Below are 25,300 nucleotides of genomic sequence, written 5' to 3'. Positions count from 1 at the left end.
CCATGAACATTCGTGCAAGAAAACGCCTGATCTATCGCCGTCACCGCATCGGCATGCTGATCGCCGCCATCGAATCCCTGATCGCCCTGGAAGAATCCATCCTCGAAGGCAAGCAAGCTGCCTGAGGTAGCAGGAGGATTACACCAGTCCGCTGCGCGCAGCGGGTGTGGCACCGAAGAACCGACCTCGCCGGTCGGTTTTTTATTGCGCGCAAGATTTCAATTGCAATATGGAATGCCCTTGCTGACATGGGAGCGCAACGGTCCCGGCGCAAGCTGTCTCCATGCCGAAACGCCAAGGCCAGCCACGGCTCCGAGGCCAACCGGTCCACGCAACCTGCTTTCACTGGAGACCATCATGCGCATTCTCACCACCACCTGCACCGCCCTGTTCCTGAGCCTGGCCGCCACCGCCGTGCGTGCCGAGAGTCTGTTCCACGGCACCACTGACTACGAATCGCCGCTTCCCATGCTGCTGCACATCAGTGCTCGCCTGATCGGACGCCTCTTCAGCTGAAACGGGCGGAGGCGGCAGCCGGCGCTTGCGTCACGGCTGCCGCGCTGTGGCACAATCGCGGCTCCTTGCTGCGACCGGGATCCGTCCTGCCATGTGCGTCAACTACAAGCCCACTCCCAAATCCATCATCACCGCGCTGACCGGTGCCGACACCTCCGCCACGCCAGACTGGCCAGAGGAAACCTGGCAGGATTACGCCGCCCCCGTGGTACGGGCCGGGCTGCAGGGCGAGCCGGAACTCATCGTCGGCACCTACGGCATGATGCCCCGGCGCAAGCTGCAGGGCGGATTGCAGATCTCCACCATGAATGCCCGCGCCGAGACCATCGGCGAGAAACGCAGCTACGCCGGCCCCTGGCGGGCCTTGCAAACCTGCCTGTTGCCCATGCACTGGTTTTATGAGCCCAATTACGAAGCCGGACGCCCGCAGCGCTGGGCCATCGGCATGGCCGACGACCAGCCGTTCTGCGTGGCCGGCCTGTGGCGCGCCTGGGAGGAGCCTGAAGGAGGGTATGCATTTTCGTTTACCCAGATCACCATCAATGCCGATGCGCATCCCCTGATGAATCGTTTTCACAAGCCGGGCGAGGAAAAACGCAACCTCGTCATCATCCCGCCCGCCGACTATGCGGACTGGCTCAACGTCGGTGATACGGAAAACGCGCGCAGGATGCTGCTCAACTATCCCGCCAGCGCCATGAAGGCCTGGCCTGCGCCCAAGAGCGAAGCGCGGAGCAGCTCAGGGCAGGGTTCGTTGCTCTTTTAAGGGCCGGCCGCTGCCGTTTCGCACGCCAGATGTAAAGAATTGTTGACCTTCCCCATGATTTTCTGTGAAATTGCGCGGTGGCATCATTGCCGCGCTCAGGTGCGGCACAGGCAGGACTCACGTCATCATCACAACATCAGGGGAACGCGGCATGCGGATCAAGAGGGCGGGGCCGATGTGGAGGGCATCCGGGTGGGCTGGCGTGCTGCTGGCCAGCGCTTCGCTGCTGGGCCAGGGCAGTGCAGGTGCGCAGGAAGCCACGGCCAGCCAGGCCGGCATCGTCAAGGTCCTGCAAGGCGACGTGCGCGCCGAGCGCAGCGGCAAGACCCGCCCGCTGGCCACCGGCGAACGGCTCTATGCGGGTGACCGGGTACTGACCGGTGCCGCCAGTGCGGTCGGTTTTACCTTGCGCGACGATACGCTCATTTCCCTGGGCTCCAACAGCCAGTTCCTGCTCGAACAATTTGCCTACAACGACAAGACCGACGAGGGCAGCGTTGCCGTGCGCCTGACCAAGGGCACACTGCGCTACGTGTCGGGACTGATCGGCAAGCACTCGCCGGAGAGCCAGCGTCTGTCGACCCCGACGGCCACCATCGGCATCCGTGGTACCGACTTCATCGTGGAGGTGGCCGGTGAATAAGCCATCGCTCCATTCACTGTACCGGCCGCTGATGCGCTGCGCCTTGCTGGCCGTGGTGGCGCTGCTGGCCGCATGTGCCGGGCCGGCGGAACGTTTCGTACTGCTGCCGCAGGCCGACGGCTCGGCCAGCAGCATCGTGGTCAGGACGGCCAGTGGCGAGACGGCACTGACTTCGCCCTATGCAGCGGTCGAGACGCGCGGCGGCAAGCCCGCGCCGACCCAGACACTGTCCGCTGCCGAGGTGGACCGGCGATATGCCGAGGTCATGCGCAGCCTGCCGGCGCGTCCGCGCAGCTACGATCTGCTGTTCGAGCTGGGCACTGACCGTCTGACGCCGGCCTCGCAGGAATTGCTCAAGAAGGCCATCGCTGAAATCAAGGAATTCCCCGCCGGGGAATTCATCCTCACCGGCCATGCCGACAGCATCGGCAGCGATGCCACCAACGACGCCTTGTCGTTGCGGCGCGCGCGCCTGATCGAGCGTGAACTGCAACGGGCGGAGGTCAAGGCCCTGAGCATCGAGGTCATCGGCAAGGGGGCGCGTGATCCGCGTGTGCCGCAGAAGCGCGGCGTGGCCGAGCCGCGCAATCGTTTCGTGGAAATCAAGATCAGGTGAGCCGGGCGGCACGCTGCCGATGCAGCGTCATCTGTCGTCCTGACATTCTCAGGGGAATCACATGGGCAATCGCGTCTATCTCTACTGCACCGACTTCGAGGGTCTGCCCACGGAGGAACAGGCCGACGAATTCTTTACCATGATCGGTACCGAATACGAGGCTACCGCGCGCCTTCCCTTGTTCTGGATGTGCCTGTTTTCCGGGGACGATATTCACGTCACGTCCGGCCCTGCTACCGAGGGCGAGCACAGCGGCAAGCAAGGCCCTGAAGGCGCGGAGGACGGTGATGAGTACGATGATGAGGAGTACGACGAGGAAGCTGACGAGGATGCGCCGCGTCCTTTTGCCTACCTGGGTTGCGAACGTCTGGCGGGCATCGCCCGTCTGCGCCAGCGCTCGGCGATGCTGCGTCCGGTGCTGGGCGAGGAGCGCCACGCCTTGTACGAGGACTGGATCGCGCGCCTGGAAGCCGAACCCCGGCGCAACATCGTGGTGAACACGGAAGAGCTGGACGGCATGTCCGATGAGGGCCAGCTGGAGCAGCAGCTGCGCGCGGCGTATCAGGAACTGGCCGTGATGGATCAGCGGCAGGCATGGCAGATGAGCCCCTTGCTGCATGACCTGGCCGGCTTGTACGAAGAGCAGGCAATCAGCGAGGTGGCCAGCTGGACATTGGCCGGTTCGGCCAACGGCGCCACGCGCTGGCCGCCCGCACTGGCGCAGCCACAGCAGCCGGAACAGTCCGCCGGGGCGACTGCTGCGTTGCCCGCGCCATCGCCTTGGTGGATGTTCTGGAAGCGTTGATCTCCGCAGACGGGTGGAGCTGAACGCAGGGATGCGCCGTCTTTCGGACATCGCTTATTGTTGAGTTTGATCGTGGACTATCGAATAGCTCATCAATGGCGTGTGCGCGACACAACTAGGAAATTTCCTGATATTCGCGAAATGATATAAAACATAAGATCACGCCATTGCATCGACCTTCCATCTCAAGGAAGCATGGCCATGATCCAGTCCCTTCTGCACTACGGCAGCTATCTCGCTGCGTTCTATGCGGCTTATGTCGTGGTCGGCATGGCGTTGACCGGAGTGTTTCTGTGGCGTGTGCTTTCGCGCAAGCCGGCGATGCAGAGCCTGCCGGCGAGGGTCGAGCCGACAGCGGGCGACGAATCCCGCGCTGCCTTGCATTGAAACCGTAATGAAAAAAGGCCCGGACGCGCGCTCCATCTCCTGGAGAGCGTGTCCGGGCCTGCCCGGGAAGGCAGCGTGATCAGCGTTGCTGTCAGCTGTTCTTGTGACTCTGCTGTCCCGCCTTCACGTGCTGCTCATGGGAGCCGCCGCGGCTGGAGTCGCCCTGTTGCTGGCCGGAGCCACTGCTGCTCTGGTTCTGCTGGTCGTTCTTGTGGCTCTGCTGGCCGGCTTGCACGTGCTGTTCATGCGAGCCGCCCCGGGTGTTGCCACCTTGCTGCTGGCCGGAGCCGCTGCTGCTCTGGTTCTGCTGGTCATTCTTGTGGCTTTGCTGGCCTGCCTGGACGTGCTGTTCGTGGGAACCACCGCGGCTGTTGCCTTGATTCTGATTCGACATGATGTCACTCCTTGATGAATGCCCTGCGCTTGTGCGCAGTAACTACATCATCGTCCTCTGACTCCGCCGCAGACATCGGCCAAGCTCCCTTGATCCTGTCGGCTGTGACTGTCGGACGCGTCTCCAATGCAATACATCAGCTTGGCCGACGGACGTCTGTCGTCGCTCAGCGGGGGCAGAGCATGAGCGTGCTGCACGGACTTACTGCACGGATTCGATGGTGGACAGCAGGTGTTCGAAGGAACAGGGTTTGGTGAGCAGGGCGGAGAACACTTCGAGTGCCTGCCAGGAATTGCTCATGGGAGTGGCACTGAGCAGGACCACCGGAATGGCCGAAAAGCGTTCATCGCCCTTGATGCGGGTCGCCAGTTCCAGGCCATCCATCACTGGCATGCGCAGGTCAGTGAGGACCACGCTGACTGCGGTGTGCTCATGGGCCATCAGTGCCAGCGCCTCTTCCCCGTTGCCGGCTTCGATCACGTGATAGCCGACGCCTTGAAAGACTTCTGCAAAAATGTTTCTGACATCCTTGTTGTCTTCAACGATCAGCAGGGTGCGAGCGTGACTGCTCGGATTCATGAAGCGATCTCCGGGTGGATGGGCTACGTCCTGAGATCAGAACGAACGGCTCCGCGATTATGTGACCGAAATGATCATGGTTGCATCAGTCAATTCCTGTATCGCGGGAAAATCGCGCTGACATCCTCGTAAGAATATGTGCTTCACCTGCGCGTCAGGTGGCGTGCCGCTAGAATACCGGCTCCGGTGACGCGACGCGTCGCCCTTATCTGCCAAGGAGCCGCGATGTCTCTGGAAAGCCTGCTGCTGTTCATTCCCTCGTGTTTTGCGCTGAACATGGCCTTCGGCCCCAACAATCTGCTCTCCATTACCATCGGCGCCCATCACGGTCTGCGCCCGGCCTTGCTGGCAGCGGCCGGCCGGCTGGTGGCCTTCGCGCTGATGATAGGGGTGGCGGCGGTGGGCATGGGCGCACTGCTGATGGCGTCGCAGATGGCGTTCACGGTGGTCAAGGTGCTGGGGGCGGCCTATCTGATCTGGCTGGGCTGCAAACTGTTTTTCGCCAGGGTGGAGCTGGGCGGCCAGCCGCTTGAGCCGCAGCAGCGCAGTATTGCCGGTTATGTGCGCAAGGAGTTTCTGGTCGCCATCGGCAATCCCAAGGCCATCCTGGTCTTTACGGCATTCTTCCCGCAGTTCGTGGTGCCGGAAAATTATTTATCCAGTTTCCTGACCCTGGGCGCGATTTTCCTGGCGCTGGAGGTGGTCGCCATCGCCGCCTATGCCTATGCCGGCACGCGCCTCTCCGGACTGATGCAGAATGCGCGCGGTCTGCGCTGGATGAACCGCATCAGCGGCGGCATGATGATCGTTTTCGGGACCTTGCTGGCATTGGCCAAGCGGCCGGCAGCCTGAGGAACTGCGGGGCGTCAGGAGAAGCTCAGCTCCAGCCCCATCATTCTGGAGATGAAAAAGGTTGCCACTCCCAGCACCAGCAGCGAGATCACGAACAGCGCTGCCACTTTCCCGCTGGCGCGCAGCACTGCGTTGCGCTCGGCCTGCTTGCCCTTCTTGCCCTGATCGTAATGCCACTTGATGGCGTAGAACATGCCGATGCCGAGCACGGCGACCTTGAAGATGATGAAGACGATTGGGACCCAATCCATGATGTCGACCATTTGAATCGCTGGAAGAAAAATCCGGTGCCAGCTTTGCGAATCTGAAAGTAGCAGAGGCGAGTCACTGTTTCCGTAACAGTGTCCTGTGCATTCTAACCAAGGCGACGCAGGCGGGTCCAGCAGACATGATCCATACAAGCCGCAGTACTGCACAGACGAGCGTGCACCAAAGCTGGCGAGCCGGCGTTAAGGGAGTCCCTTCCTCGTCGCCGACACGCCGCCATATGCCTTTCTATCGCCACAGCCCGGTGGATACCAAATCCGCTGCTTCGCAGGTCAGCCCGCCGCTTCCTGCGCAGCGCCATGCTCGTTGCGTGGCCCTCGCCGTCTCATTGATGCTGAGCATGATGCCGCTGGCCACTCACGCCGAAGCGTCCTGCCAGCCGCCGTCTGCGGCGCAACTCGGCGCGCTGCGCCGCGCAGTCGACAAGAACCTCGCGCCGCAGCCGCGCGCCATTGCGCGCGTCCATACCGAAGGCACCTTGCCCCATCAGGGAATCTGGGATGCCAGTGTCGAGGCCGAGCGTGACTGGCCGCTGATGCGCCAGCTCGCGCAGTTGTGGCAGGCCGGGCGCGCGCCCGAGGATGCGCGGCAACTGTCGCGCCTGATGCGGGCGTGGGCCGAGATCTACCAGCCTGACTTCAATCCCGTGGATGAGACCAGTCTCGATGCCTACATCGATGCCTATGTCATCGCCGGGGAGGCGCTTGATGCCGACACCCGCCAGCTGGCCGCCAGCTTCATTCGCACGCTGGCGGACGGCTATCTGCAGCAGATGGAGAGCGGCTTCCGTCCGCGCGATCCACGCTGGCAGAACAACTGGAACTCGCATCGCGTCAAGCTGGCGGTGCTGGCTGCCGCCGCACTGCAGGACGATCGCCTGTGGGGCCGTGCGCGCCGGGCCTTCGACGCCCAGGTGGCACGCAACATCCGCGCCGATGGCTCCACCCTCGACATGGAGGAACGCGACGCCCTGCACTATGTGGTCTATGACCTGGAGCCGCTGGTGCGGGCGGCGCAGGTGGCGCAGGGCAGGGGAGAACAATGGCTGACGCACAAGAGCAACGGCAGCGGCAGCGTGATGGCAGCGCTGGACTGGCTGCTACCCTATGCCGATGGCAGCAAGGCCCATGAGGAATTCGTCCATTCCCGCGTGCCTTTCGATGCCAAGCGGCGTGATGCAGGCCTGTCCGGCTATTCCGGACCGTGGCAGGCCAAGGGCGCAACCCGTCTGTTTGCGATGGCGGCTACGCTGGACGAACGTTATGCAGGCGTGGCACGGCAGCTCGATCCGGCGGGTGGCACGCTGCTGACTTGCTGGCCGAAGCGCTGAGCCAGTTGTGCGGCCTGCGCATGAGGTGCACAGGCCGCTGCTTTCGTAGCCGCGCGGCGCTTACTTCATCAGGACCTGCAGCTGCGTCACCGCTTCGTTGACCTGCCCGATCTCATTGATCTGGTCGTTCGCGGAGGTGCTGATGGTCTCGATGATGCCGGTGATGTCGTTGATGGAGTTGACCATGGTGCTCATGGTCTTGCCGGCATTCATGACCAGCTCGGTACCTTGTCTTGCTTCATTGACCGAGCCGCTGATGAGCGTCTTGATTTCGCTGGCCGAGGCCGCCGTGCGCTGCGCCAGGCTGCGCACCTCGCCGGCCACCACGGCAAAGCCGCGGCCATGTTCGCCGGCCCGGGCCGCTTCGACGGCCGCGTTCAGGGCCAGCAGATTGGTACGGAAGGTGATTTCGTCGATCACGCCGATGATCTCGGTGATCTTGGCGGCACTGGCGTTGATGGCGGCCATCTTGTTGACGACCTCCTGCATGACCACCCCGCCTTGTTCCGCGATGGAGGAGGTGGCCTTGACCAGATCGTTGGCCTGCTGCGCGCTGGCCGAGCCCGTGCTCAATGCTTCGGACAGCCCGCCCACGGCGGCCTGCAGGGTCTGCGTGGCCTGGGTCTGAATGCTCACGTCGGTGGCGTACTTGACCACCTTGAATACCCGCCCGTCCATGTCGAAGATAGGGTTGTAGTTGGCCTGCAGCCAGAGCGCATCGCCATTCTTTTTCACGCGGCGATACAAGCCGGCATCGTATTGGCCGGCCGCCAGCCGCTTCCAGAATTCCTGGTATTGCGCCGAGGCGCGCTCGGCGGGCTCGACGAAGATGGCGTGATGCTTGCCCACGATTTCGGACAGCGAATAACCGACCGCGCGCAGGAAGTTGTTGTTGGCGTGCAGGATGTTGCCATTCACATCAAACTCGATCACCGCCCGCACCTTGTTGATGGCGGTGATCTGTCCGGAGAAATCGGCGGCCTGCAGCTGCTGCTGCGTGACGTCGCGCGCGTACTTGACGATCTTGAAGGGGCGTCCAATGGCATCGATGATGGGATTGTAGGTCGCCTGGATCCAGACCTCGTGTCCGGATTTGGTAATGCGGCGATAGAGGCGCTGGTCATATTCACCGCGCCCCAGTTTCTGCCAGAACTGCGCATAGGCAGGCGCGTTGCGCTCTTCCTCGGCGACGAAGATGCGATGGTGCTGGCCTTTGATCTCTTCCAGCGTGTAGCCCATGAGATCGAGGAAATTCTTGTTGGCCTTGATGATCTTGCCATCCAGCGTGAATTCGATGACTGCCAGCGCCTTGTCGATGGCGGCCAGTTGACCCAGCATGTCGGCCTTGCGTTTGCTGAGACGTGAGAAAAACGAGAGCGAGTCGAAGAAAGCCATGATGGGCGCCTGATCCTGAAAATGTTCTTGAAACGCATCTCATCGCCGTCGTCGAGATGCTTCCGGTTTTATTCTTGGGGACGTCAGCAGAGGCAGGAATATCGTTGTCTCATGCCACGCGGGACCTGCCCCGATTCCGCTTCTCATTGTATGAGTCGCGAGGGAGAAATCCATCGGGGATTTCCTGATGAACTGGCAACAATAGTCGACTCGGGTTAACATGCCGCCAGCATGGTAACAAGACAGAAAAAGGCAGCACCCCGCAAGCGGGCCACCTCCAAAAAAAGCCGGCAGAAGGGACTGGGATCATTCAGTCGCTTTCTGATTTCCTTCACCAGCACGACGATCCTTGTCTTCGGCATCGCCAGTTGCGTCCTCAACCCGCACCTGACGGACGGCCTGCGCGAGCGCTTCAGTCTGCCGCACCTCGAATTGCCGGCCGAGAACGAGCCCGCCCCGGTGCGGCAGGCCGAGCCGGGGCACACGGTTGCGCGTTTTGCGCAATGTCCGCAGTTCTTCCCCGGCGCGCATCCGCCGCAATTGCCTGCGGGTGCGCATTTGCGGGAATTGTGTTTCAGCGCGTTTGCGGTGCTCTACAACAGTCAGACCAAGACGCCCTTCGTGGTAGTCGAGCGGCTGAACCGGACCGCTCTTCTGCATGCGCGCGAGCAGCATCGCACGGACCGCTTCTACCCGGAGGCGCGGCTGCCGCGCGCCGAGCGCGCGGAACTGGACGACTACCGGGGATCGGGGTATGCGCGCGGCCACATGGCGCCGGCCGGCGACATGTCCACACCGGAGGCGATGGCCCAGAGTTTTTCGCTGGCCAACATGGTCCCGCAGAATCCTCGGAACAATTCCGGGCCCTGGTCCAAGATCGAACGGGATACGCGCAAGTACGTGATGCGGGCAAGCGGGGATGTTTTCGTGTTCACCGGGCCGCTCTTCGATGCGACACCGGCCACGATCGGACGGGGCCACATTGCCGTCCCGGCCCGCTTGTTCAAGCTGGTGGTTGACGCCAGTACGGGCAGGTCATGGGCGTATATACAGGCCAATCGCGCTGATACCGAGGTGGGAGCGCCGATCACTTATGAGGACTTCGTCCGGAAGACCGGGTTGCGCTTGTTGGGGCAGGGGACGGGGCGGGGTTGAGTGGCCGGCTCCATCTCCTGCAGCTGTTCAGGTTTATCTCATATCGCCACATCGTGATCCCCAAGAAAAAAGCTCCTGATCAAGGAGCTTTTTTCATGCACTGAAGGATCCTGCGTGGCGACTGTCAGTTCTTGTGCAGATCGCTGTTCAGGATGTCTTCGCCATCTTCCAGCTTTTTCGCGAAGTCGATATTGCGGCCGGTACGCAGCACTTCGAGGGCGCCGGTGACGTCATTGCGGCGGAACGTCGCTGCATTGATGCCGGCCAGCTCTGCGGCCTTGACCACCTTGCCGTTCAGCGGGTGGCCTTCAATCTGCACCGAGACGCGGGACGATGCCATGACCGCGGTTTCGGCCGCGACGATGACGGCATCACCGACCGGAATGCCCAGGGCGGAATTGACTTCCAGCAGGCAGTTGCGGCCCAGGGAGATGAACACGTTGTTGCCACCGGAGAGCACACCCAGCGTGGACGCGCCGCCGCCGATGTCGGTACCGGCACCGACCAGCACGGAGGAGCTGATGCGGCCTTCCACCATGGAAGCGCCTTCGGTCCCTGCATTGAAATTGATGTAGCTGGCACCCGGCATCAGCGTGGTGCCCTCACCGAGGTAGGCACCCAGGCGAACCTTGTGCTGATCGGTGATGCGCACGCCCATTTTCAGGGAATTGATGCGGTGGACATACAGAGGGAATTTGTCGACCATGTGCGGTGCGAAGCTGCCATCGCCGAAAGCGGCCGACATCAGGGACTGCTCGACTTCCTCGGCGTCCATCGGGGTATCGCCAATCCAGGCCACATTGGGCAGCTTGGTGAACACCTTGGTCAGGTTCAGCTGGTTGGGCTTGAAGCAGCGATGGCTCAGGCCATACAGCTTGAGGGTACTGTCTTCCACGCCTTGGGGATCGATGTCATCGAAGATGAAGGTGATGACGACGCGATTGGCCGGGCCGGCCTTGGTGGCTTCCAGCGCTTGTTCCAGCGCGATGACGTTGCCGTGATACTTGCCGTCGTTCTTGAACGGGGCAAAATAGGCCAGGATCTCGGTCAATTGGGCGGCGGACACCGTGATATTCTGCACGCCAGCCGGGGTAACCCGCAGCACTTTCATCCAGATCGCTGCACTTGCCGTATTCTGGCCAGGGCCATTGACGACCGGATAGCGCACGGAGGCCAGGGTGCCATTGCCGGTAAAGACGCGGCTGCCGACGGCGAACAGCAGCGGCTCCTTGTAGCCGGCGCTGGCCTTGAAGTCTTCGACGACCTGTTTGAAAGCGTCTACGGTGGCGGGATAGGTGGATTGTGGTTGGTTCATGGGTTTCTGCTGAGAAATGCTTCTTGAGTGTTATAGCGCGTTGGGAGCGCTATTTTAGCGTTGCTTCGCGTTTGATAGGGCGTTGTTGATTTGGCGGGGAGTCGATGCCGTTTGTCCGGGCCGAATAGCCAAGTGGCGAAAGTCCGGGTGACTCACGCGCTTCATGGCTGGCGAAGTTCAGCGGCATTGTGCTTGAGCATGGGTACTCAGCTATTTGTCAGCGAGCTGTGCGAGGGTTGGATCCGTTTTGCCGTTACCAATCAAATCATAAAAACGCCCATCGTAGAGGACTCGCAATGAAGTTCCTTCTCCTGGCCTTTTGGGTTTCCATCGCAGGTATCTGTGGGCGGCGCTGGCAGAAGGTAAGCTTCAGGAGGGCTATTCGGCATGGCATAACGAAGATCCATGCGACGCAGGATGCCAGGAAGGCGATCGTCCGGTGACGCATCTCATTCGCGACCTTTGGTTATATCGACGAGGGAATCAATTCTGTGGCTTGGTACTGGTGGTCTATGCGCCCAGAGTAAAAATGGCCAGTGGACGAATCAAATCCGCCGGGAAATTAAGCGGCTTTGAAAGTAGGTTTTTTCAATATTGAATCGAGGAAGTAAGAAGTCACGTATTTCAGAAAGCTGAATCATCGCCATTCTCAAGCAGGGAGACGCCGGCACACCTGTCCCCAGCTGTGCTTAGAGTACGACATCAGCTCTGTGCGTGCAGGCAGGGACGCCGTTGCCGGAGACTTCACGGGAGAGATTTTTCAAGAGTAGAGGCGGTGCGGCCCAGCATCAACTTGCGGCGAGAGATAGGGTGTGCGTGCGGGCGGGCAATCGGAAGATGCTGACCGTACGAGAGAGTTTTTCCGCTTGATCCTGCATGGATTGCGCTGCAGCCGCGGCTTCCTCGACTAGCGCTGCATTTTGTTGCGTCACTTCATCCATCTGTGTGACCGCAAGGTTGATTTGCTCGATCCCTTCGCTCTGCTCCCGGCTGGCCGAGGAAATCTCGCTCACGATATCAGTAACGCGCGCTACGCTTCCAACGATATTAGTCATCGTTTCCCCTGCTTGTGCCACCAGTTTGCTGCCTTTTTGCACCTGTCCCACCGAATGCTCGATGAGTTGCTTAACCTCCTTTGCGGCGGTAGCAGAACGTTGAGCCAAGGTTCGTACCTCGCTTGCGACCACGGCAAATCCGCGACCTTGCTCGCCCGCGCGGGCGGCTTCTACCGCCGCATTCAGAGCGAGGATATTTGTCTGGAAAGCGATTGCATCGATTACGGTGACGATATTTGTAATTTCCTTAGACGATTCATTGATCGCATTCATCGTGTCGACCACTTCCCCCACCACTTTCCCGCCTGAGACGGCGATTTCGGACGCAGCAGAGGCCAGCTCATTTGCCTGTACAGCATTGTCGGCATTCTGTTTGACGGTGGCGGTTAATTCTTCCATTGCAGACGCCGTCTCCTCCAATGAGCTTGCCTGCTCTTCGGTTCGGGACGAAAGATCCAGATTGCCCCTGGCAATCTGATCAGAGGCCGTCGCGATTGTATCTGTCCCCGCGCGCACCTCGCCTACGATATCGGCTAGACGATCACGCATGCTGCCCATTGAGGCCAGTAGACTGCTGCTATCGCCCTCGCGAAGCGAAATTGGGCGATCCAGGTTGCCGCCAGCAATGTCGCTCGCGATATTCATTGCGTAGGTGGGTTCACCACCTAACTGTCCCGTGACGCTGCGCGAAATCACCATGGTTGCAACCAAACTCACCAAGACCGATAGCATTCCAACGATCACGAGCATCGTCGTCGCTGTGTGGTAAGTCTCTTGACTGGTTGCTACAGTCTGGTCCATCAAAGCACGCTGATAGTCAGAGAACTCTTGTAGTGCGGTGAACATGGCATTCTGCTTGGCACGTACCGAACCAAAGAACATCCTGCGCCCGTTCTCAGTGTCGCCTGAGGCTAGCATGTTGAGCAGCTTCTGCTGCTCCTCATAATAGTTTTGACTAGATGCCTGGACTGCCACGAGGAATTTCTTTCCTGCCTCCGTGGTGATCATGCCATCAAGCTTAGCCTCCCGTTCTGCAATGGCCTTGCGTGCCTTGCTGATTCGTTCCAATTCCGCCGTTCTAACAGCTTCATCCGTGGTCAGCGCAACGTTGCGTACCGCGCGCGCGATGACATTGACATCCTTGCCGATAGCATCTACGAGCAGCGTCTTCGCATAACGGTCATCCACCAGAAATCTGACGTCCGAGTTGAGCGCTGCCAGCCGAGTGAAGCTGAAAATGGTCAAGCCTATCGACATCAGCAATAACAAACCAAATCCAAGATAGAGCCGATTGGCCACCTTCATATTCGATAATTTCATCACATACTTTCACAGTCAATTTGCAGTTAAATAAAAAATCTTAGGCTCTTGGATCATCCGAATAATTTGACGGTGAGACTAATCGGCCTTCCGATACCCTCTGAAAAAAACATCTAGTCGATGATTAAAATCTAATCTTCTTTCGAAACGGGAACCTGACATTTCGTAAGAATTTGCACTCTATAAAATCAAAAGCTCCCACTCTTTTCAGAGTCGGAGCTTTCGTCGAGCCTGCGGAATTAAAAAATAATTTTCTAACCCGGGTAGCGTGCTTTAGGATCCTAAGGACAATTAATAAATTGTTGATTTGCTCGCCGATTTGACCCTCTCTAACTGACCCGCCTTCCAGTGCCTGCTAAAGGCCGCCACACGGTCATACGACCCCTCATAACCAAGCTCCCTTAACTCCAGGAACATCTGTTTCAGGGTCCGTCTTTGCTTACGGGATTTGACCAACTCTGAGCTCAGCCACGCGGAAAGCCTGGGGGCATATGCATCCAAAGAGCTCGGTGAATGCCTGCTGGCATAGGAAGGTTCGATCGCCTCTGATCGAATGTAGCGACGAACCGTGTTTCGGGAAATGTCCAACCTGCGGGCGATTTCCCGGATCGAGACGCGATCTCTGATGTACCAGCGTCGAATGATTCCAAGTAGGGCCACGTCTATCACTCCGTTCTCCCGCTCGATGTCATGAGCAGGATTGTGGTCTAAACATGGGTCAACTTAGGATGCAAATTTCCGGGGAAACTGGGTCAGTTTTCAATGCAAATCAACACGAGCGGCTAAATCAGCGTTTGATAGCGCAGCCACACTACTTTGTCGCGCGGCGATATCGGCGCCAACCTCAACACCGAATTGAACCGTCCCCGGTCGTTGGCGTCGACAATCCACACTTCCAAATAAGAGAGTGCCTCCGGTTTATTAAACGGGGAATGGCAATCGTTGTCCTATTTGTTGCCCCCGCATTCACCGCATCTGCGTTGCTGTCAAGCTTGAGCAGATATATGTGCATTGATGGAATGTAATGTCCAATTGCGTCTTCGAGCTGTTGTCTAGGTGGCAGTGCGTTCCAGTTCCAACGAAACTGGCACCATCGGAATGGGAGCGCGATATTGATTGGTATTGACCAATTTTGGTTACATGGTGCTTACATGCGCCTGGAAAACAAAAAAGCCAACTCCGAAGAGTTGGCTTAAGTGCTTGATTCTATTGGTGCTGATGGGCGGAATCGAACCGTCGACCTACTGATTACGAATCAGTTGCTCTACCAACTGAGCTACATCAGCAAAAGTCCGCGATTATAACGGGTTCTTTCCGCTTCTTCCACACCCCGGCCAGAAATTTTCAGCTTTCTGCCCCCTAGTGCAGGCCCGCCAGCCCTGCACTAGTCCGACAACATAGCGCTCAGCCATCAATCTTCTTGTCCTCTTCCTTGGCCTCTTCCATGGCATCCGGCTCCAATTCCTCAGCCGAGCGGTTGCAATAAATGAAACACCCCCACGCCGCCAGCAAGACACCCGTCCCGACCAGCAGGGCGGCAGCATAGATCATGTCCGCCGCTTCCTCATGCGCGGCACGGAAGGTCATCACCAGTCCCTCGATAGCCAGCGCCACGATCACCACCACGAAAAACCGTGACAGGAAGCGCCGCACCCGCGTCGGCGCGCTGATGTTGGCGTCGCGCACCACCTCTTCCTCCGTAATGGTCTCGGCAATCTGGAATGCCACCACCGCAGCCGCCAGGATGCCGATGGCCTCGATCAGCGCCTGGGCCTGCGGCAGCCCCAGGCCTTCGCTCACCGCCTCGTAACCCATGCTCGCCGCAATGGCGATCAGCGCCAGGGCACCCAGCGCAAACAACAGCGCGATCACCGCATGCACTACACCAAAGACCGCCGTGATCTGTTTCATTGATTCCTCCCGTCCGTTTTGTGATGAGCGATTGGACTGATGAGCCGCATAAAGGTTGTCACCACGGATCATCGTTGTTTGTTGCCACGGGGAATCAATATCGGCTGCGGCCGCGCGCTGCGGGCATCGGCGAGCAGGAGGCTGACCGAGACCTCCATCAGTCTTACAGCGTTTTCAGACGAAGCGGGATGCAAGGGCGGCATAGGCGAGCGCAACATCGATCCATCAGCACTGATCGTATCCCTAGCCAGTCCGTGCAGAATGTCACCGGCTGGCGCAACCGCAGAGGAGGCCATCATGCCGCAGACCGCGTGGAGCAAGAAACGTGAACGCCAGTATGAACACATCAAGTCCGCTGCCGTAGAGCGAGGCGCGGGCACCCGACGCGCTGAGGAAATCGCCGCGCGTACCGTCAACAAGGAACGCGCCCGGCAAGGCGAAGCCAGGACGGCCAGCAAGACGTCCACCCAAGATATGTCACCCTCTCGACGGGGCGGCCTGCGCTCTCATGCCGGATCTGGCGGCCGCACGTTCAAGCAGTTGTATGCGGAAGCGGCAGCGCGCGGTATCAAGGGGCGTTCGTCGATGAACAAGGCTGCATTGGAAAAGGCGCTTTCCCGATAAATGGAAATGGCAACGTCACGAAAAAACTAAAAAACCGCCCGCAATGCCCTGTTCAAAAACTAAGTAAACCAGCGTAAAGCGTAAACAATAAAAAAATATGCGCGAGCAGGCCGCCAAACGACAACGCCCCCGATCTGCATCGGGGGCGCTGCATTTTTTACCGACCCTGAAGACCAGCCCACAAGCCAGCCCGCAGGGCAGGGCGACCGATCTTACTTGGTCACCGCCAGCACGGTACGCTGGCCACCCTTGTAGGTGTACAGGGTCAGCGAACCATCCTTGACATCGCCCTTGGCATCGAAGGCGATCACACCGGTCACACCCTTGTGGCTGATCTTGGCCAGTTCGGGCAGGTACTTCTTGGGATCGGCGGAGCCGGCCTTGGCCATGGCGTCAGCCACGGTCATGGTGGCATCGTAGGCATAGGCTGCGTTGTAGACCACGTCGATGCCGAACTTCTTCTTGTAGGCTGCGCGGAAGTCATCCATGCCCTTCTTGCCGGAAGCGTCCACGCCACCGGCTTCGGCACAGATCACCTGGTCTTCGCCCAGGCCATCACCGGCCAGGCCCGGCAGGGAGCCGGTACAGATGCCGTCGCCGCCCATGAACTTGGCGCCGATGCCCAGCTGCTTCATCTGGCGCAGCATCGGGCCGCCCACGGCGTCCATGCCGCCGAAGAAGATCACATCCGGCTTCTTGCCCTTGAGCGAGGTCAGGATGGCGTTGAAGTCGGTGGCCTTGTCATTGGTGAACTGGGTGCCGACGATGGTACCGCCGGCCGCCTTGGCGCCCTTGGCGAATTCTTCTGCCACGCCTTGACCATAGGCGGTACGGTCATCGATCACGGCGATCTGCTTGGTGCCCAGCTTCTGCACGGCATACTTGCCCAGTGCGGCGCCCAGCTGCGCATCGTTGGCGACCACGCGGAAGGTGGTCTTGAAGCCTTGCTGGGTATACTTCGGATTGGTGGCCGAGGGGGACACTTGCGGGATGCCGGCATCGCTGTAGATCTTGGAGGCCGGAATGGTGGTGCCGGAGTTCAGGTGGCCGATCACGGCGGCGACCTTCTGGTCGACCAGCTTGGTAGCGACCGCAGTGGCTTGCTTGGGATCGGAAGCATCGTCTTCACCCAGCAGTTCGAACTTGACCTTCTTGCCGCCAATGGTGAAACCCTTGGCGTTCAGTTCTTCGACGGCCATGCGCGCGCCGTTCTCGTTGTCCTTGCCCATGTGGGCGTTGGGGCCGGAGAGCGGGCCCACGTGGGCGATCTTGACGACTTCCTGGGCATGCGCGGCGCCTGCGAATGCCAGACCGATGGCGGCAGTTAATGGAATAATGGCGCTCTTGAATTTCATAACACTCCTCTGTAGATTGGATTGACCACTTTTAATGTTTTGTCTCACAACACAGTTATTCAGATCCTTGTTGCGGTGACCAGGCGTGCTGCTTTGCTTTCGTCCCCGACTTTCTGAATAATGCGACGGTACAACATAAGAATCGGCCAAGCCAAGCAATTTTTGAATGGCCGGCCTGAACCATCATCCTCGACTCTGTCCCATGGCTGCCAAACTTCACACCCTCGACAAGGTGGATCGCAAACTGCTCAACATGCTGCAGAAGGACAACCAGATCTCCACGCGCGTTCTGGCTGAAAAACTGCACATCTCGCAACCGACCTGCCTGCGCCGCATCCGCGAACTGCGCGAGGCCGGCATCATCAGCGCCGAGGTGGCCATGGTCGATCCCTTCGCACTCGGCTACGGCATGCTGGCCTTCCTCGAGATCTCGCTGAACAACCAGTCCGACCAGCACATGCAGGACTTCGAGCAGCGCATGGCAAAGGAGGCCGAGGTGATGCAGTGCTATTTCGTCTCCGGCGAATACGATTATTTCCTGGCGGTCCACGTCATCGACATGGATGCCTACTATCAGTTCGTCAGACGTGTGATCTCGGGCTCGGGCAATGTGCGCCACTTCCAGTCGCGCTTCCCGATGAAGCGGGCCAAGTTCACCACCCGCATCGCCTTCGATGAAAAGGCGGTCGAAGTACAGGTGCGCGTGCCCGGCTGAACGCTTGCCGCCTGCCCGCGCGGGGTTGGCGGCCAAGCTCATCCATTGCGTTTTGTTAGATTTCGGGGCGTCCATCCCTCGGACGGCCCCCGGATTTACTAACTTTTTCATTTTGCTGGCCGGCGATCCCGTTGTGCAGGAGTGTTCGCACGGCAGGGCAGGCACGTACTTTGCATTGCAGTGCGGTTGTCAGTTGTGTTATTTTCGGGGGCATCCCGCAGTGTGCGATGAAGAGCTCCTCCCGCCACTGCGTCTTCGCTGAAGCAGTACCGTGGTCATCAGCAACAAGAGCGGACACAGATCAGCACCCAGCGCCGGGCCCGTGTGGCCGGCCCGCCAGCAGTACCCGCAATCCCTATCATCCACCGTCCGCGGCCCATGCCGCAGGGCGCAGCCTTGCCCGGTGCCGCAGGTTCTGCGAAGCCATCCAGCCACTCCTGCAGCACGCTGCAGAACACAGAAAGGAAATCCCGCACGATGCACGAAGTCGAGTTATTCATCCAGGACATGGCCATCATCATGCTCATTGCCGGCATTGTCACCGTCGTCTTCAACAAGCTGAAGCAGCCGGTGGTGCTGGGCTACATCGTGGCCGGCGTGATCATCGGCCCGCATACGCCGCCCTATGACCTGATCCAGGATGAGAAGACCGTGCACATTCTGTCGGAGCTCGGGGTGATCTTCCTGCTGTTCTCGCTGGGGCTGGAATTCAGCCTGAAGAAACTGGCCAAGGTCGGTGCCACCGCCTTCATCGCGGCCGCGGCCGAGATCCTCCTGATGATCTGGATCGGCTACGAGATCGGCCTCTACTTCGGCTGGAAGCGCATGGACGCCATCTTCCTGGGTGCGATGCTGGCCGTGTCCTCCACGACCATCATCGTCAAGGCCTTGAATGAACTGGGCATGAAGAACGAAAAGTTCGCGCAGATCATCTTCGGCATCCTGATCGTGGAAGACATCCTCGCCATCGGCATGATCGCGCTGCTCTCCGGTGTGGCCACCAGCGGCTCGGTGGATTCCACAGAAGTCTTTACGACGGTGGGCAAGCTGGTGCTGTTCATGACGGTCTCGCTGGTGGTCGGTATTCTCGCGGTGCCGCGCCTGCTCAGTTTCATCGCCCGCTTCAAGAGCAACGAGATGCTGCTGGTGGCTGTGCTGGGCGTGCTGTTCGGCTTCTGCCTGCTGGTGATGAAGCTGCAATACAGCGTGGCCCTGGGCGCCTTCCTGGTCGGCGCGGTCATGGCCGAATCGCGCCAGCTGCACCGCATCGAGCGCCTGGTGGAACCGATCCGCGACATGTTCTCGGCCATCTTCTTCGTGGCCATCGGCCTGCTGTTCGATCCCAACGTGCTGGTCAAGTACTGGATGCCGATCACCATCATCACGCTGGCCGTGGTCTTCGGCAAACTCATCAGCTGCGGCCTGGGCACCTTCGTGGCCGGGCAGGGCGGCCGCACGCCGATGCGCGTGGGCATGGGCCTGGCGCAGATCGGCGAGTTCTCCTTCATCATCGCCGCACTTGGCCAGAGTCTGAAGGTCACCAGCGATTTCCTCTATCCCATCGTGGTGGCGGTCTCGGCGGTGACGGCGCTGCTCACCCCTTACCTCATCAAGGCCGCCGACCCGCTCTCGGCCAAGGCGGTCACGCTGGTGCCGGCGCGCGTCTCGGGCCTGCTGGGCATGTACTCGCGCTGGCTGGAAAGCCTGCAGCCAACGGGCGACCGCGCCGAACTCACGCGCATCATCCGCCGTATCCTGATGCAGGTGATGGTGAACTTGGCGCTGGTGATTGCGGTGTTCCTGGCAGGGGCCTTCTTCGTCGATGGCCTCTCGCGTCAGCTCTCGGCGTGGACGCCCGATCCGGAGGTGCAGAAGGCCATCATCTGGGGGTGCGCGCTGGTGATTTCCTTGCCCTTCCTGATCGCCACTTACCGCAAGCTGCAGGCGCTGTCGATGCTGCTGGCAGAGGTCAGTGTCAAGCCCGAGTTCGCGGGAGCGTATACTTCGGGCGTGCGCAAGATCGTCTCGGAGATCTTGCCCATCATGTCCATCGTGGGCATCATGCTGCTGATCTTCGTGCTGAGTGCCAGTATCCTGCCGCCGCTGAACCTGCTGGCCTTCGTGCTGGCCGGGGCCGCCGGGCTGCTGTGGTTGCTCTGGAGCAAGCTGGTCAAGCTGCATTCGCGCCTGCAGATCGCGCTCTTCGAGACCCTGGATGAACAGCCGGATGACGTGCATTGAGCATTGCCGATCCTGCAAGGTGAGAATTTTTTGCGTTGCCAAAAAGGGAACGCTCCCGGTTTTATTTACGTTGAACTGAACCATCATGACTCAAGACGAACTCAAGCAAGCCGTGGCCAAGGCCGCCATCGACTACGTGGTCGACGGCGAAATCATCGGCGTGGGCACCGGCTCCACGGCCAATTTCTTCATCGATGAACTGGGCAAGATCAAGCACCGCATCAAGGGCGCCGTGGCGTCCTCCGAAGCGACTGCCGAGCGCCTGCGTTCGCATGGCATCACCGTGTTCGATCTCAACGAGGTCGAGACCATGCCGGTCTATATCGACGGTGCCGATGAAATCAATGGCAGCGGTGCCATGATCAAGGGCGGCGGCGCTGCACTCACGCGCGAGAAGATCGTGGCATCCGTGGCGCAGAAGTTCGTGTGCATCGCCGATGGTTCCAAGCTGGTTGATGTGCTGGGTACTTTCCCGCTGCCGGTGGAAGTGATCCCGATGTCGCACGCCGTGGTGGCCCGCAAGCTGGCCGCACTGGGCGGCGAGCCGCGCCTGCGCCTGAACAAGAATGGCGACGGCGAGCCGCTGGTTACCGACAACGGCTGCTACATCATCGACGTGCTGAGGCTGGCCATCACCGATCCGGCCGACATCGAAGACAAGATCAACAACATCGTCGGCGTGGTCACCAATGGCCTCTTCGCGCGCCAAGGGGCCAATGTCTGCCTGCTGGGGACGGCCGAAGGCGTCAAGAAACTGGAGTTCTGAGAACCTCCGTTTTCTTGGTCGAAAACAAAAATGCCCGTGTCGCAGGACACGTGAACTGCACCCCAAAAGTTGGACATAAATCCAACCTTTGGGGTGTTTTTCATGGCGAAGTACGATGAGAAGTTCAAGCAGGAAGTGGTACAGAAATATCTAGCGGGAGGTAGTGCCAGAGGGCTTGCCAAGGAATATGGTCTGAAGCACAGCATAGTTCAGCGGTGGGTCCAGAGCTACCGACATCATGGCGTAGCGGGACTGATCAAGAAGCACGAGCACTATAGTGCCGAGTTCAAGCTATCGGTATTGACGCGAATGAAGCAGGATCAGTTATCACAGCGGGAAGTGGAGGCTATGTACGGACTTCGCGGCTGCGGGACGGTCAGTCGGTGGGAGCGCCTGTATCATGAGCACGGCCTGGCTGGATTGCAGCCGAAGCCGAAAGGACGCTCAATGATGATGAAGCCCAAGATTCCCGCAAAGCCCACAAGGAAAGACGACATGCGCCCACGCGAAGAATTGCTCGATGAAATCGAGTATCTGCGTGCGGAGGTTGATTACCTAAAAAAGCGTCGGGCCTTGATTCAGACAGAGCAAGCGGCTGCGCAAAAGCAGCGCGACTCGTCCAGGAATTGAGGCCACACCACAAGTTGCCTGTTCTGCTGAAGGTGGCCGGATTGGCGCGCAGCACATTCTATTACCAGATCAAGGCGCAGGAAGCAGGCGACAAATACGCGGCCGTGAAATCGCGCATCCGCAAGATCTATGACCGGCACAAAGGCAGGTATGGCTACCGCCGCGTCACGGACACGCTCAAGCAGGCAGGCCAACTGATCAATCACAAGACGGTGCAGCGCCTGATGAGCCAATTGGGCTTGAAGTCGCTGGTGAGGCCGAAGAAATACAGGTCGTATCGCGGCCCTGGGCACGCTCATGTGGAGAACTTGCTTCAGAGGAAATTCAAGGCAGAGCGGTTCGGAGAGAAGTGGGTAACGGATGTTACTGAATTCAAAGTCGGTGGAGAGAAGCTTTATCTGTCGCCTGTCATGGACTTGTACAACGGCGAGATCGTGTCGTATCAGACGAGTCGTTCACCCCAGTTCCAGATGGTCGACAGCATGCTCAAGAAGGCAATCTCGACCTTGAAGGGGACACGTCGCCCCATGCTGCACTCGGATCAGGGATGGCAATATCAGATGCACGCTTACCGGCGCACCTTGGCCGAAAACGGTATTAAGCAGAGTATGTCGCGTAGAGGGAATTGCCTGGATAATGCAGCCATGGAAAGCTTCTTCGGCACGCTCAAGTCGGAGTGTTTTTACCTGACTCGCTTCTCCAGCATCGAGCAGTTACAGATCGAGTTGCGCAAGTACATGCACTACTACAACCACCACCGCATCAAGAGCAAATTAAAAGGACTGAGCCCTGTGCAATACAGAACTCAGTCCTTTAGGCCTTAACCGGCTGTTGACCGTCCAACTTTATGGGGTCAGTTCACACGGGCATTTTTTTCATCTCGATGATTTCAGGCGGATGCCTCAGGGCTGGCCGGCCTTGGCCTCATCCCGAGCAATCACCACGGTCATGCGCGCCGGATCGATGTACTTGCGCACGGCCGCATTTAATTGCGCCAGCGTCAGGTCGGCCAGCTTCAGGTCCAGCTGCTGTTGCCACAGGAAGCTGCGGTCCAGGTTCATCAGCGCACTCCAGCTGGTGGCGATGCCGCCATCCCCGGCGCGCTGCTGGTTGCGCTGCTGCAGGATGCCGGACTTGGCGCGCAGCAGTTCTTCTTCGGTGAAGCCATCCTTGATGAGCAGGGCGATTTCTTCGCGCACGGCCGCATCGACCTTGTCCAGGTTCTGCGGGGCAGCGATGGCGCGCACGCTGAAGTAGCCTGCATCGCTGATGGCACCGACCTGCAAGCCGCTGTTGATGCCATAGGACAAACCATCCTTCTGGCGGATGCGATCCGCCAGGCGCGACTTCAGGCTGGAGCCGCCGAGCAGGTAATTGGCCACGGCCAGGGCCGGATAGTCGGGATCATCATCGCGCAGGCGGATGTTCTGGCGGGCCAGGTAGACACCGTTTTCCTTGTCCGGCGTATCGATGAGGATGCGCTTGGGCGGGATGTCGGCCCAGGTCTGCAGCACGCGCGCATAGGGGGCGGCACTGGTCCAGCCGCCGAAGGCTGCATCGATGGCCTTGCGTGCAGCCTCCGCATCGAAGTCTCCGACTACCGCGACTTCACCATGCGAGGCCCCGTAGAAGCGGCGATGGAAGGCCTGCACCTGTTCCAGCGTCACCGCCTGCACGGCAGCGATGCGTTGTTCCAGCGTCTGCGCAGCGCGCCAGTCGCCGTCCGGGTAATGGTTGAAGTGCAGTTGCAGCGCTTCGCCGGCACGCGCGTCCGGCTCCTTGCGCGTGGCTTCCAGCGCCGCCACGGTCTCATTCTTCAACTGCGCGAATTCAGCCGGATCCATGCGCGGATGGCGCAGTACTTCGCCTACCAGCGCAAACGCCGGGACCAGATTCTCGCGCGTGGTCTGGAAGCGATAGACGTTGCCGTTGATCTTCAGGCGCGTGAATTCGTCGGCCAGCTGGCGGCGATCCAGATCGCGCGTGCCGCGCATGAGCATGGCCGCCGTCAGCGAGGCGACCGCACGCTGGCCGAACAGGCTCTCAGCATCGCCAAACTCCAGGTTCATGCTCACCGACACCGTCTGTCCACGCGACTGCTTGGGCAGCAGGGCCAGCTTCAGTGCGGTGTGGGGCGGCTGGCCTGGCGCTACGCGTGTGGTGCGCTGTTCGATGTTGCCCGGGGCCGGGTCGAAGGCTTCGCCCGAGGCGATGGCCGGGCGCGGCTGGTATTGCGCCAGCAGGGATTCCACGCTCGGTGCGGGCGGGACCTCGGCACGCTGTGGATGATCTTCCGGCAGGTAGAGACCGACCGTACGGTTGTCGCGGCGGAAGTAGCGGCCAGCCGCCGCAGCGATGTCAGCGCTGGTCAGGCGCTGCTCCAGATCTCGTTCGATGAAGACCAGGCGCCAGTCACCGCGTGCAATCGCATTGGACATCGCCACTGCCATCTGCTGTGGATTGTTCTGCAGCGTCTCGAAGTTGTTGGCACTCTCGCGGCGCAGGCGTGCCAGTTCCTCGGCGGTCGGCGGTGCGGTGCTGAAGGATTCGACGGCGCTGATCATGGCCTGCTTGACCGGTTCGATGTCAGCGCCTGCCTTGACCTGCGCCACGATCATCTGCAGCCCCGGCGCGTAGCCGCTCAGCGGCATCGCATAGACCTGCGTGGCCAGTCCCTTTTCCACCAGCAGCTTGTGCAGGCGGCCATTGGGCGTGTCGGTCAGGATGTCGCTGGCAAACGAGAGGGCGGTGGCATCCGGATGCAGCGCGGAGGGCATCTTGTAGCCCAGCGCCACCAGTTGCAGGTCGCCGCGGCGGCGAATCGCGAACTGGCGTTCGCCATCCTGGGTCGGCTCCACGGTCCAGAATTCAGGCAGCTTGCGCTTGGGCTTGGGCAGGCGGCCGAAGCTCTGGTTGACCCACTGCAGCACCTGCGCCGGATCGAACTTCCCGGCAATGAGCAGCACCGCGTTGTCGGGCTGGTAGTAGGTGCGATAGAAGGCTTGCAGGTTCTCGATGCGCACGTTCTCGATGTCGCTGCGCGCGCCGATGGTGTTGCGGCCATAGCTGTGCCAGTCGTAGGCCACGCTCTGCATGCGCTTCAACATCACGCGCGAGGGCGAGGTCTCGCCGGATTCAAACTCGTTGCGCACCACCGTCATCTCGCTGTCGAGATCCTTGCGCGCGATACGGGAATTGACCATGCGGTCGGCTTCCATGGCAATCGCCCATTGCAGGTTGTCCTTGCCGGCCTCGAAGGTCTCGTAGTAGTTGGTGCGGTCCAGCCAGGTGGTGCCGTTGAAGTTCATGCCGCGCTTGCTGAATTCCTGCGGGATCGCCGGGTTGTGCGGCGAGCCCTTGAACATCAGGTGTTCCAGCAGGTGCGCCATGCCGGTCTCGCCATAGTTCTCGTGGCGCGAGCCGACCAGGTAGGTGATGTTGACGGTGACCGTGGGCTTGGAATCGTCCGGCAGCAGGAGCAGCTTGAAGCCATTGGCAAAGCGGTATTCGCTGATGCCCTCGGCGCTGGGGCCTTGCGTGACGCCGGCTGGCAGCGTCGGCGCAGCGCTGGCCGTGGCCGCGTGGGCCCAGGGGGAAACAAAGGCAAAGCCGAGACTGACGGCAAGCACGGCAAGGCGCAGATGACGCAGGGACAAGATGAGC

The 25,300-nt window shown here is 60.1% G+C and carries 25 protein-coding genes and 1 tRNA gene; 15 read left to right on the top strand and 11 right to left on the bottom strand.

Annotation, left to right across the window (positions count from 1 at the left end):
• The first annotated feature begins 2 nt into the window (after window positions 1-2).
• From E2K99_RS26125 to E2K99_RS18010, 7 genes are all read left to right on the top strand, one after another.
• Window positions 3-125, top strand: coding sequence for a hypothetical protein (locus tag E2K99_RS26125; RefSeq protein WP_255475323.1), 123 nt, complete (start codon window positions 3-5; stop codon window positions 123-125).
• A 232-nt stretch (window positions 126-357) separates the two neighbouring features.
• On the top strand, window positions 358-516 hold the full coding sequence (locus E2K99_RS25585; protein ID WP_166675081.1) for a hypothetical protein: 159 nt from the start codon (window positions 358-360) through the stop codon (window positions 514-516).
• A gap of 91 nt (window positions 517-607) precedes the next feature.
• A complete protein-coding gene (locus tag E2K99_RS18030) occupies window positions 608-1,282 on the top strand; it encodes an SOS response-associated peptidase (RefSeq protein ID WP_134223097.1) in 675 nt (224 codons plus the stop codon).
• A 175-nt stretch (window positions 1,283-1,457) separates the two neighbouring features.
• On the top strand, window positions 1,458-1,925 hold the full coding sequence (locus tag E2K99_RS18025; RefSeq protein ID WP_205703697.1) for a FecR family protein: 468 nt from the start codon (window positions 1,458-1,460) through the stop codon (window positions 1,923-1,925).
• Complete coding sequence (locus E2K99_RS18020; RefSeq protein WP_310796371.1) at window positions 1,918-2,541, top strand: OmpA family protein; 624 nt, start codon at window positions 1,918-1,920, stop codon at window positions 2,539-2,541. The genes E2K99_RS18025 and E2K99_RS18020 overlap by 8 nt, the downstream gene beginning before the upstream one ends.
• Before the next feature lie 61 nt (window positions 2,542-2,602).
• Window positions 2,603-3,346, top strand: a complete 744-nt coding sequence (locus tag E2K99_RS18015) for a hypothetical protein (protein ID WP_134223095.1) — start codon at window positions 2,603-2,605, stop codon at window positions 3,344-3,346.
• 201 nt (window positions 3,347-3,547) lie between these two features.
• Window positions 3,548-3,733 carry a hypothetical protein gene (locus E2K99_RS18010; RefSeq protein WP_240733748.1) on the top strand — a complete coding sequence of 62 codons (186 nt, stop codon included), beginning with the start codon at window positions 3,548-3,550 and terminating at the stop codon, window positions 3,731-3,733.
• A 91-nt stretch (window positions 3,734-3,824) separates the two neighbouring features.
• Here the strand turns inward: E2K99_RS18010 and E2K99_RS18005 are convergent, their stop codons facing one another.
• Window positions 3,825-4,127 carry a hypothetical protein gene (locus E2K99_RS18005; RefSeq protein WP_034333405.1) on the bottom strand — a complete coding sequence of 101 codons (303 nt, stop codon included), beginning with the start codon at window positions 4,125-4,127 and terminating at the stop codon, window positions 3,825-3,827.
• Between the two features lie 201 nt (window positions 4,128-4,328).
• Entirely contained in the window at window positions 4,329-4,706 is a 378-nt protein-coding gene (locus tag E2K99_RS18000) for a response regulator (protein WP_134223093.1), read from the bottom strand.
• Window positions 4,707-4,931: 225 nt separating this feature from the next.
• Here E2K99_RS18000 and E2K99_RS17995 point away from each other — a divergent pair, with 225 nt between their 5' ends.
• Entirely contained in the window at window positions 4,932-5,558 is a 627-nt protein-coding gene (locus E2K99_RS17995) for a LysE family translocator (protein ID WP_134223092.1), read from the top strand.
• 14 nt (window positions 5,559-5,572) lie between these two features.
• Here the strand turns inward: E2K99_RS17995 and E2K99_RS17990 are convergent, their stop codons facing one another.
• Window positions 5,573-5,809, bottom strand: coding sequence for a hypothetical protein (locus tag E2K99_RS17990; RefSeq protein ID WP_039784455.1), 237 nt, complete (start codon window positions 5,807-5,809; stop codon window positions 5,573-5,575).
• A gap of 236 nt (window positions 5,810-6,045) precedes the next feature.
• On the opposite strand from E2K99_RS17990, the gene E2K99_RS17985 reads away from it, so the two are divergent.
• Complete coding sequence (locus E2K99_RS17985; protein WP_134223091.1) at window positions 6,046-7,155, top strand: alginate lyase family protein; 1,110 nt, start codon at window positions 6,046-6,048, stop codon at window positions 7,153-7,155.
• A 60-nt stretch (window positions 7,156-7,215) separates the two neighbouring features.
• Here the strand turns inward: E2K99_RS17985 and E2K99_RS26120 are convergent, their stop codons facing one another.
• Window positions 7,216-8,550, bottom strand: a complete 1,335-nt coding sequence (locus E2K99_RS26120) for a methyl-accepting chemotaxis protein (RefSeq protein ID WP_276321802.1) — start codon at window positions 8,548-8,550, stop codon at window positions 7,216-7,218.
• A 231-nt stretch (window positions 8,551-8,781) separates the two neighbouring features.
• Here E2K99_RS26120 and E2K99_RS17975 point away from each other — a divergent pair, with 231 nt between their 5' ends.
• Window positions 8,782-9,705 (top strand): DNA/RNA non-specific endonuclease, encoded by a 924-nt coding sequence (locus E2K99_RS17975; protein ID WP_134223090.1) that lies wholly within the window; start codon window positions 8,782-8,784, stop codon window positions 9,703-9,705.
• A gap of 124 nt (window positions 9,706-9,829) precedes the next feature.
• Here E2K99_RS17975 and E2K99_RS17970 read toward each other — a convergent pair whose 3' ends face one another.
• The 5 genes from E2K99_RS17970 to E2K99_RS17950 form a co-directional block, all read right to left on the bottom strand.
• Window positions 9,830-11,020, bottom strand: coding sequence for a tetrahydrodipicolinate N-succinyltransferase N-terminal domain-containing protein (locus E2K99_RS17970; RefSeq protein ID WP_134223089.1), 1,191 nt, complete (start codon window positions 11,018-11,020; stop codon window positions 9,830-9,832).
• A 788-nt stretch (window positions 11,021-11,808) separates the two neighbouring features.
• Window positions 11,809-13,395, bottom strand: coding sequence for a methyl-accepting chemotaxis protein (locus E2K99_RS26115; RefSeq protein WP_134223088.1), 1,587 nt, complete (start codon window positions 13,393-13,395; stop codon window positions 11,809-11,811).
• 291 nt (window positions 13,396-13,686) lie between these two features.
• Entirely contained in the window at window positions 13,687-14,055 is a 369-nt protein-coding gene (locus tag E2K99_RS17960) for a helix-turn-helix domain-containing protein (protein WP_166675080.1), read from the bottom strand.
• Between the two features lie 550 nt (window positions 14,056-14,605).
• Window positions 14,606-14,681 (bottom strand) — tRNA-Thr (locus E2K99_RS17955).
• Between the two features lie 118 nt (window positions 14,682-14,799).
• Window positions 14,800-15,306, bottom strand: coding sequence for a hypothetical protein (locus E2K99_RS17950; RefSeq protein ID WP_034332872.1), 507 nt, complete (start codon window positions 15,304-15,306; stop codon window positions 14,800-14,802).
• A 297-nt stretch (window positions 15,307-15,603) separates the two neighbouring features.
• Between E2K99_RS17950 and E2K99_RS17945 the strand changes: the two genes are divergently transcribed.
• Entirely contained in the window at window positions 15,604-15,930 is a 327-nt protein-coding gene (locus E2K99_RS17945; protein WP_134224152.1) for a plasmid stabilization protein, read from the top strand.
• 212 nt (window positions 15,931-16,142) lie between these two features.
• Here the strand turns inward: E2K99_RS17945 and E2K99_RS17940 are convergent, their stop codons facing one another.
• Window positions 16,143-17,285: a branched-chain amino acid ABC transporter substrate-binding protein gene (locus E2K99_RS17940; RefSeq protein WP_039784467.1), complete on the bottom strand. Its 1,143-nt coding sequence runs from the start codon at window positions 17,283-17,285 to the stop codon at window positions 16,143-16,145.
• A 202-nt stretch (window positions 17,286-17,487) separates the two neighbouring features.
• Between E2K99_RS17940 and E2K99_RS17935 the strand changes: the two genes are divergently transcribed.
• The 4 genes from E2K99_RS17935 (at window position 17,488) to E2K99_RS17920 (ending at window position 22,461) form a co-directional block, all read left to right on the top strand.
• Window positions 17,488-18,000, top strand: a complete 513-nt coding sequence (locus E2K99_RS17935) for an Lrp/AsnC family transcriptional regulator (protein WP_008331218.1) — start codon at window positions 17,488-17,490, stop codon at window positions 17,998-18,000.
• Between the two features lie 477 nt (window positions 18,001-18,477).
• Complete coding sequence (locus tag E2K99_RS17930; protein ID WP_134223087.1) at window positions 18,478-20,241, top strand: cation:proton antiporter; 1,764 nt, start codon at window positions 18,478-18,480, stop codon at window positions 20,239-20,241.
• An 85-nt stretch (window positions 20,242-20,326) separates the two neighbouring features.
• Window positions 20,327-21,007, top strand: coding sequence for a ribose-5-phosphate isomerase RpiA (gene rpiA / locus E2K99_RS17925; RefSeq protein ID WP_134223086.1), 681 nt, complete (start codon window positions 20,327-20,329; stop codon window positions 21,005-21,007).
• 102 nt (window positions 21,008-21,109) lie between these two features.
• Window positions 21,110-22,461 (top strand): IS3 family transposase gene (locus E2K99_RS17920; RefSeq protein WP_134220985.1). Its coding sequence is split into 2 segments (ribosomal slippage): window positions 21,110-21,613 and window positions 21,616-22,461, totalling 1,350 coding nucleotides; the frame shifts between segments, so codons are not numbered across the junction.
• A gap of 78 nt (window positions 22,462-22,539) precedes the next feature.
• Here E2K99_RS17920 and E2K99_RS17915 read toward each other — a convergent pair.
• The gene (locus E2K99_RS17915) at window positions 22,540-25,293 is read right to left on the bottom strand and encodes a M16 family metallopeptidase (RefSeq protein ID WP_134223085.1); all 2,754 of its coding nucleotides are present in this window, start codon (window positions 25,291-25,293) and stop codon (window positions 22,540-22,542) included.
• Window positions 25,294-25,300: the final 7 nt, after the last annotated feature.

The organism is Herbaspirillum huttiense, assembly GCF_004367745.1.
GTDB classification, from domain to species: Bacteria; Pseudomonadota; Gammaproteobacteria; order Burkholderiales; family Burkholderiaceae_D; genus Herbaspirillum; species Herbaspirillum huttiense.
Note: the sequence above shows the minus strand (reverse complement) of the source record. Positions and strands in the feature narration are given on the sequence as shown.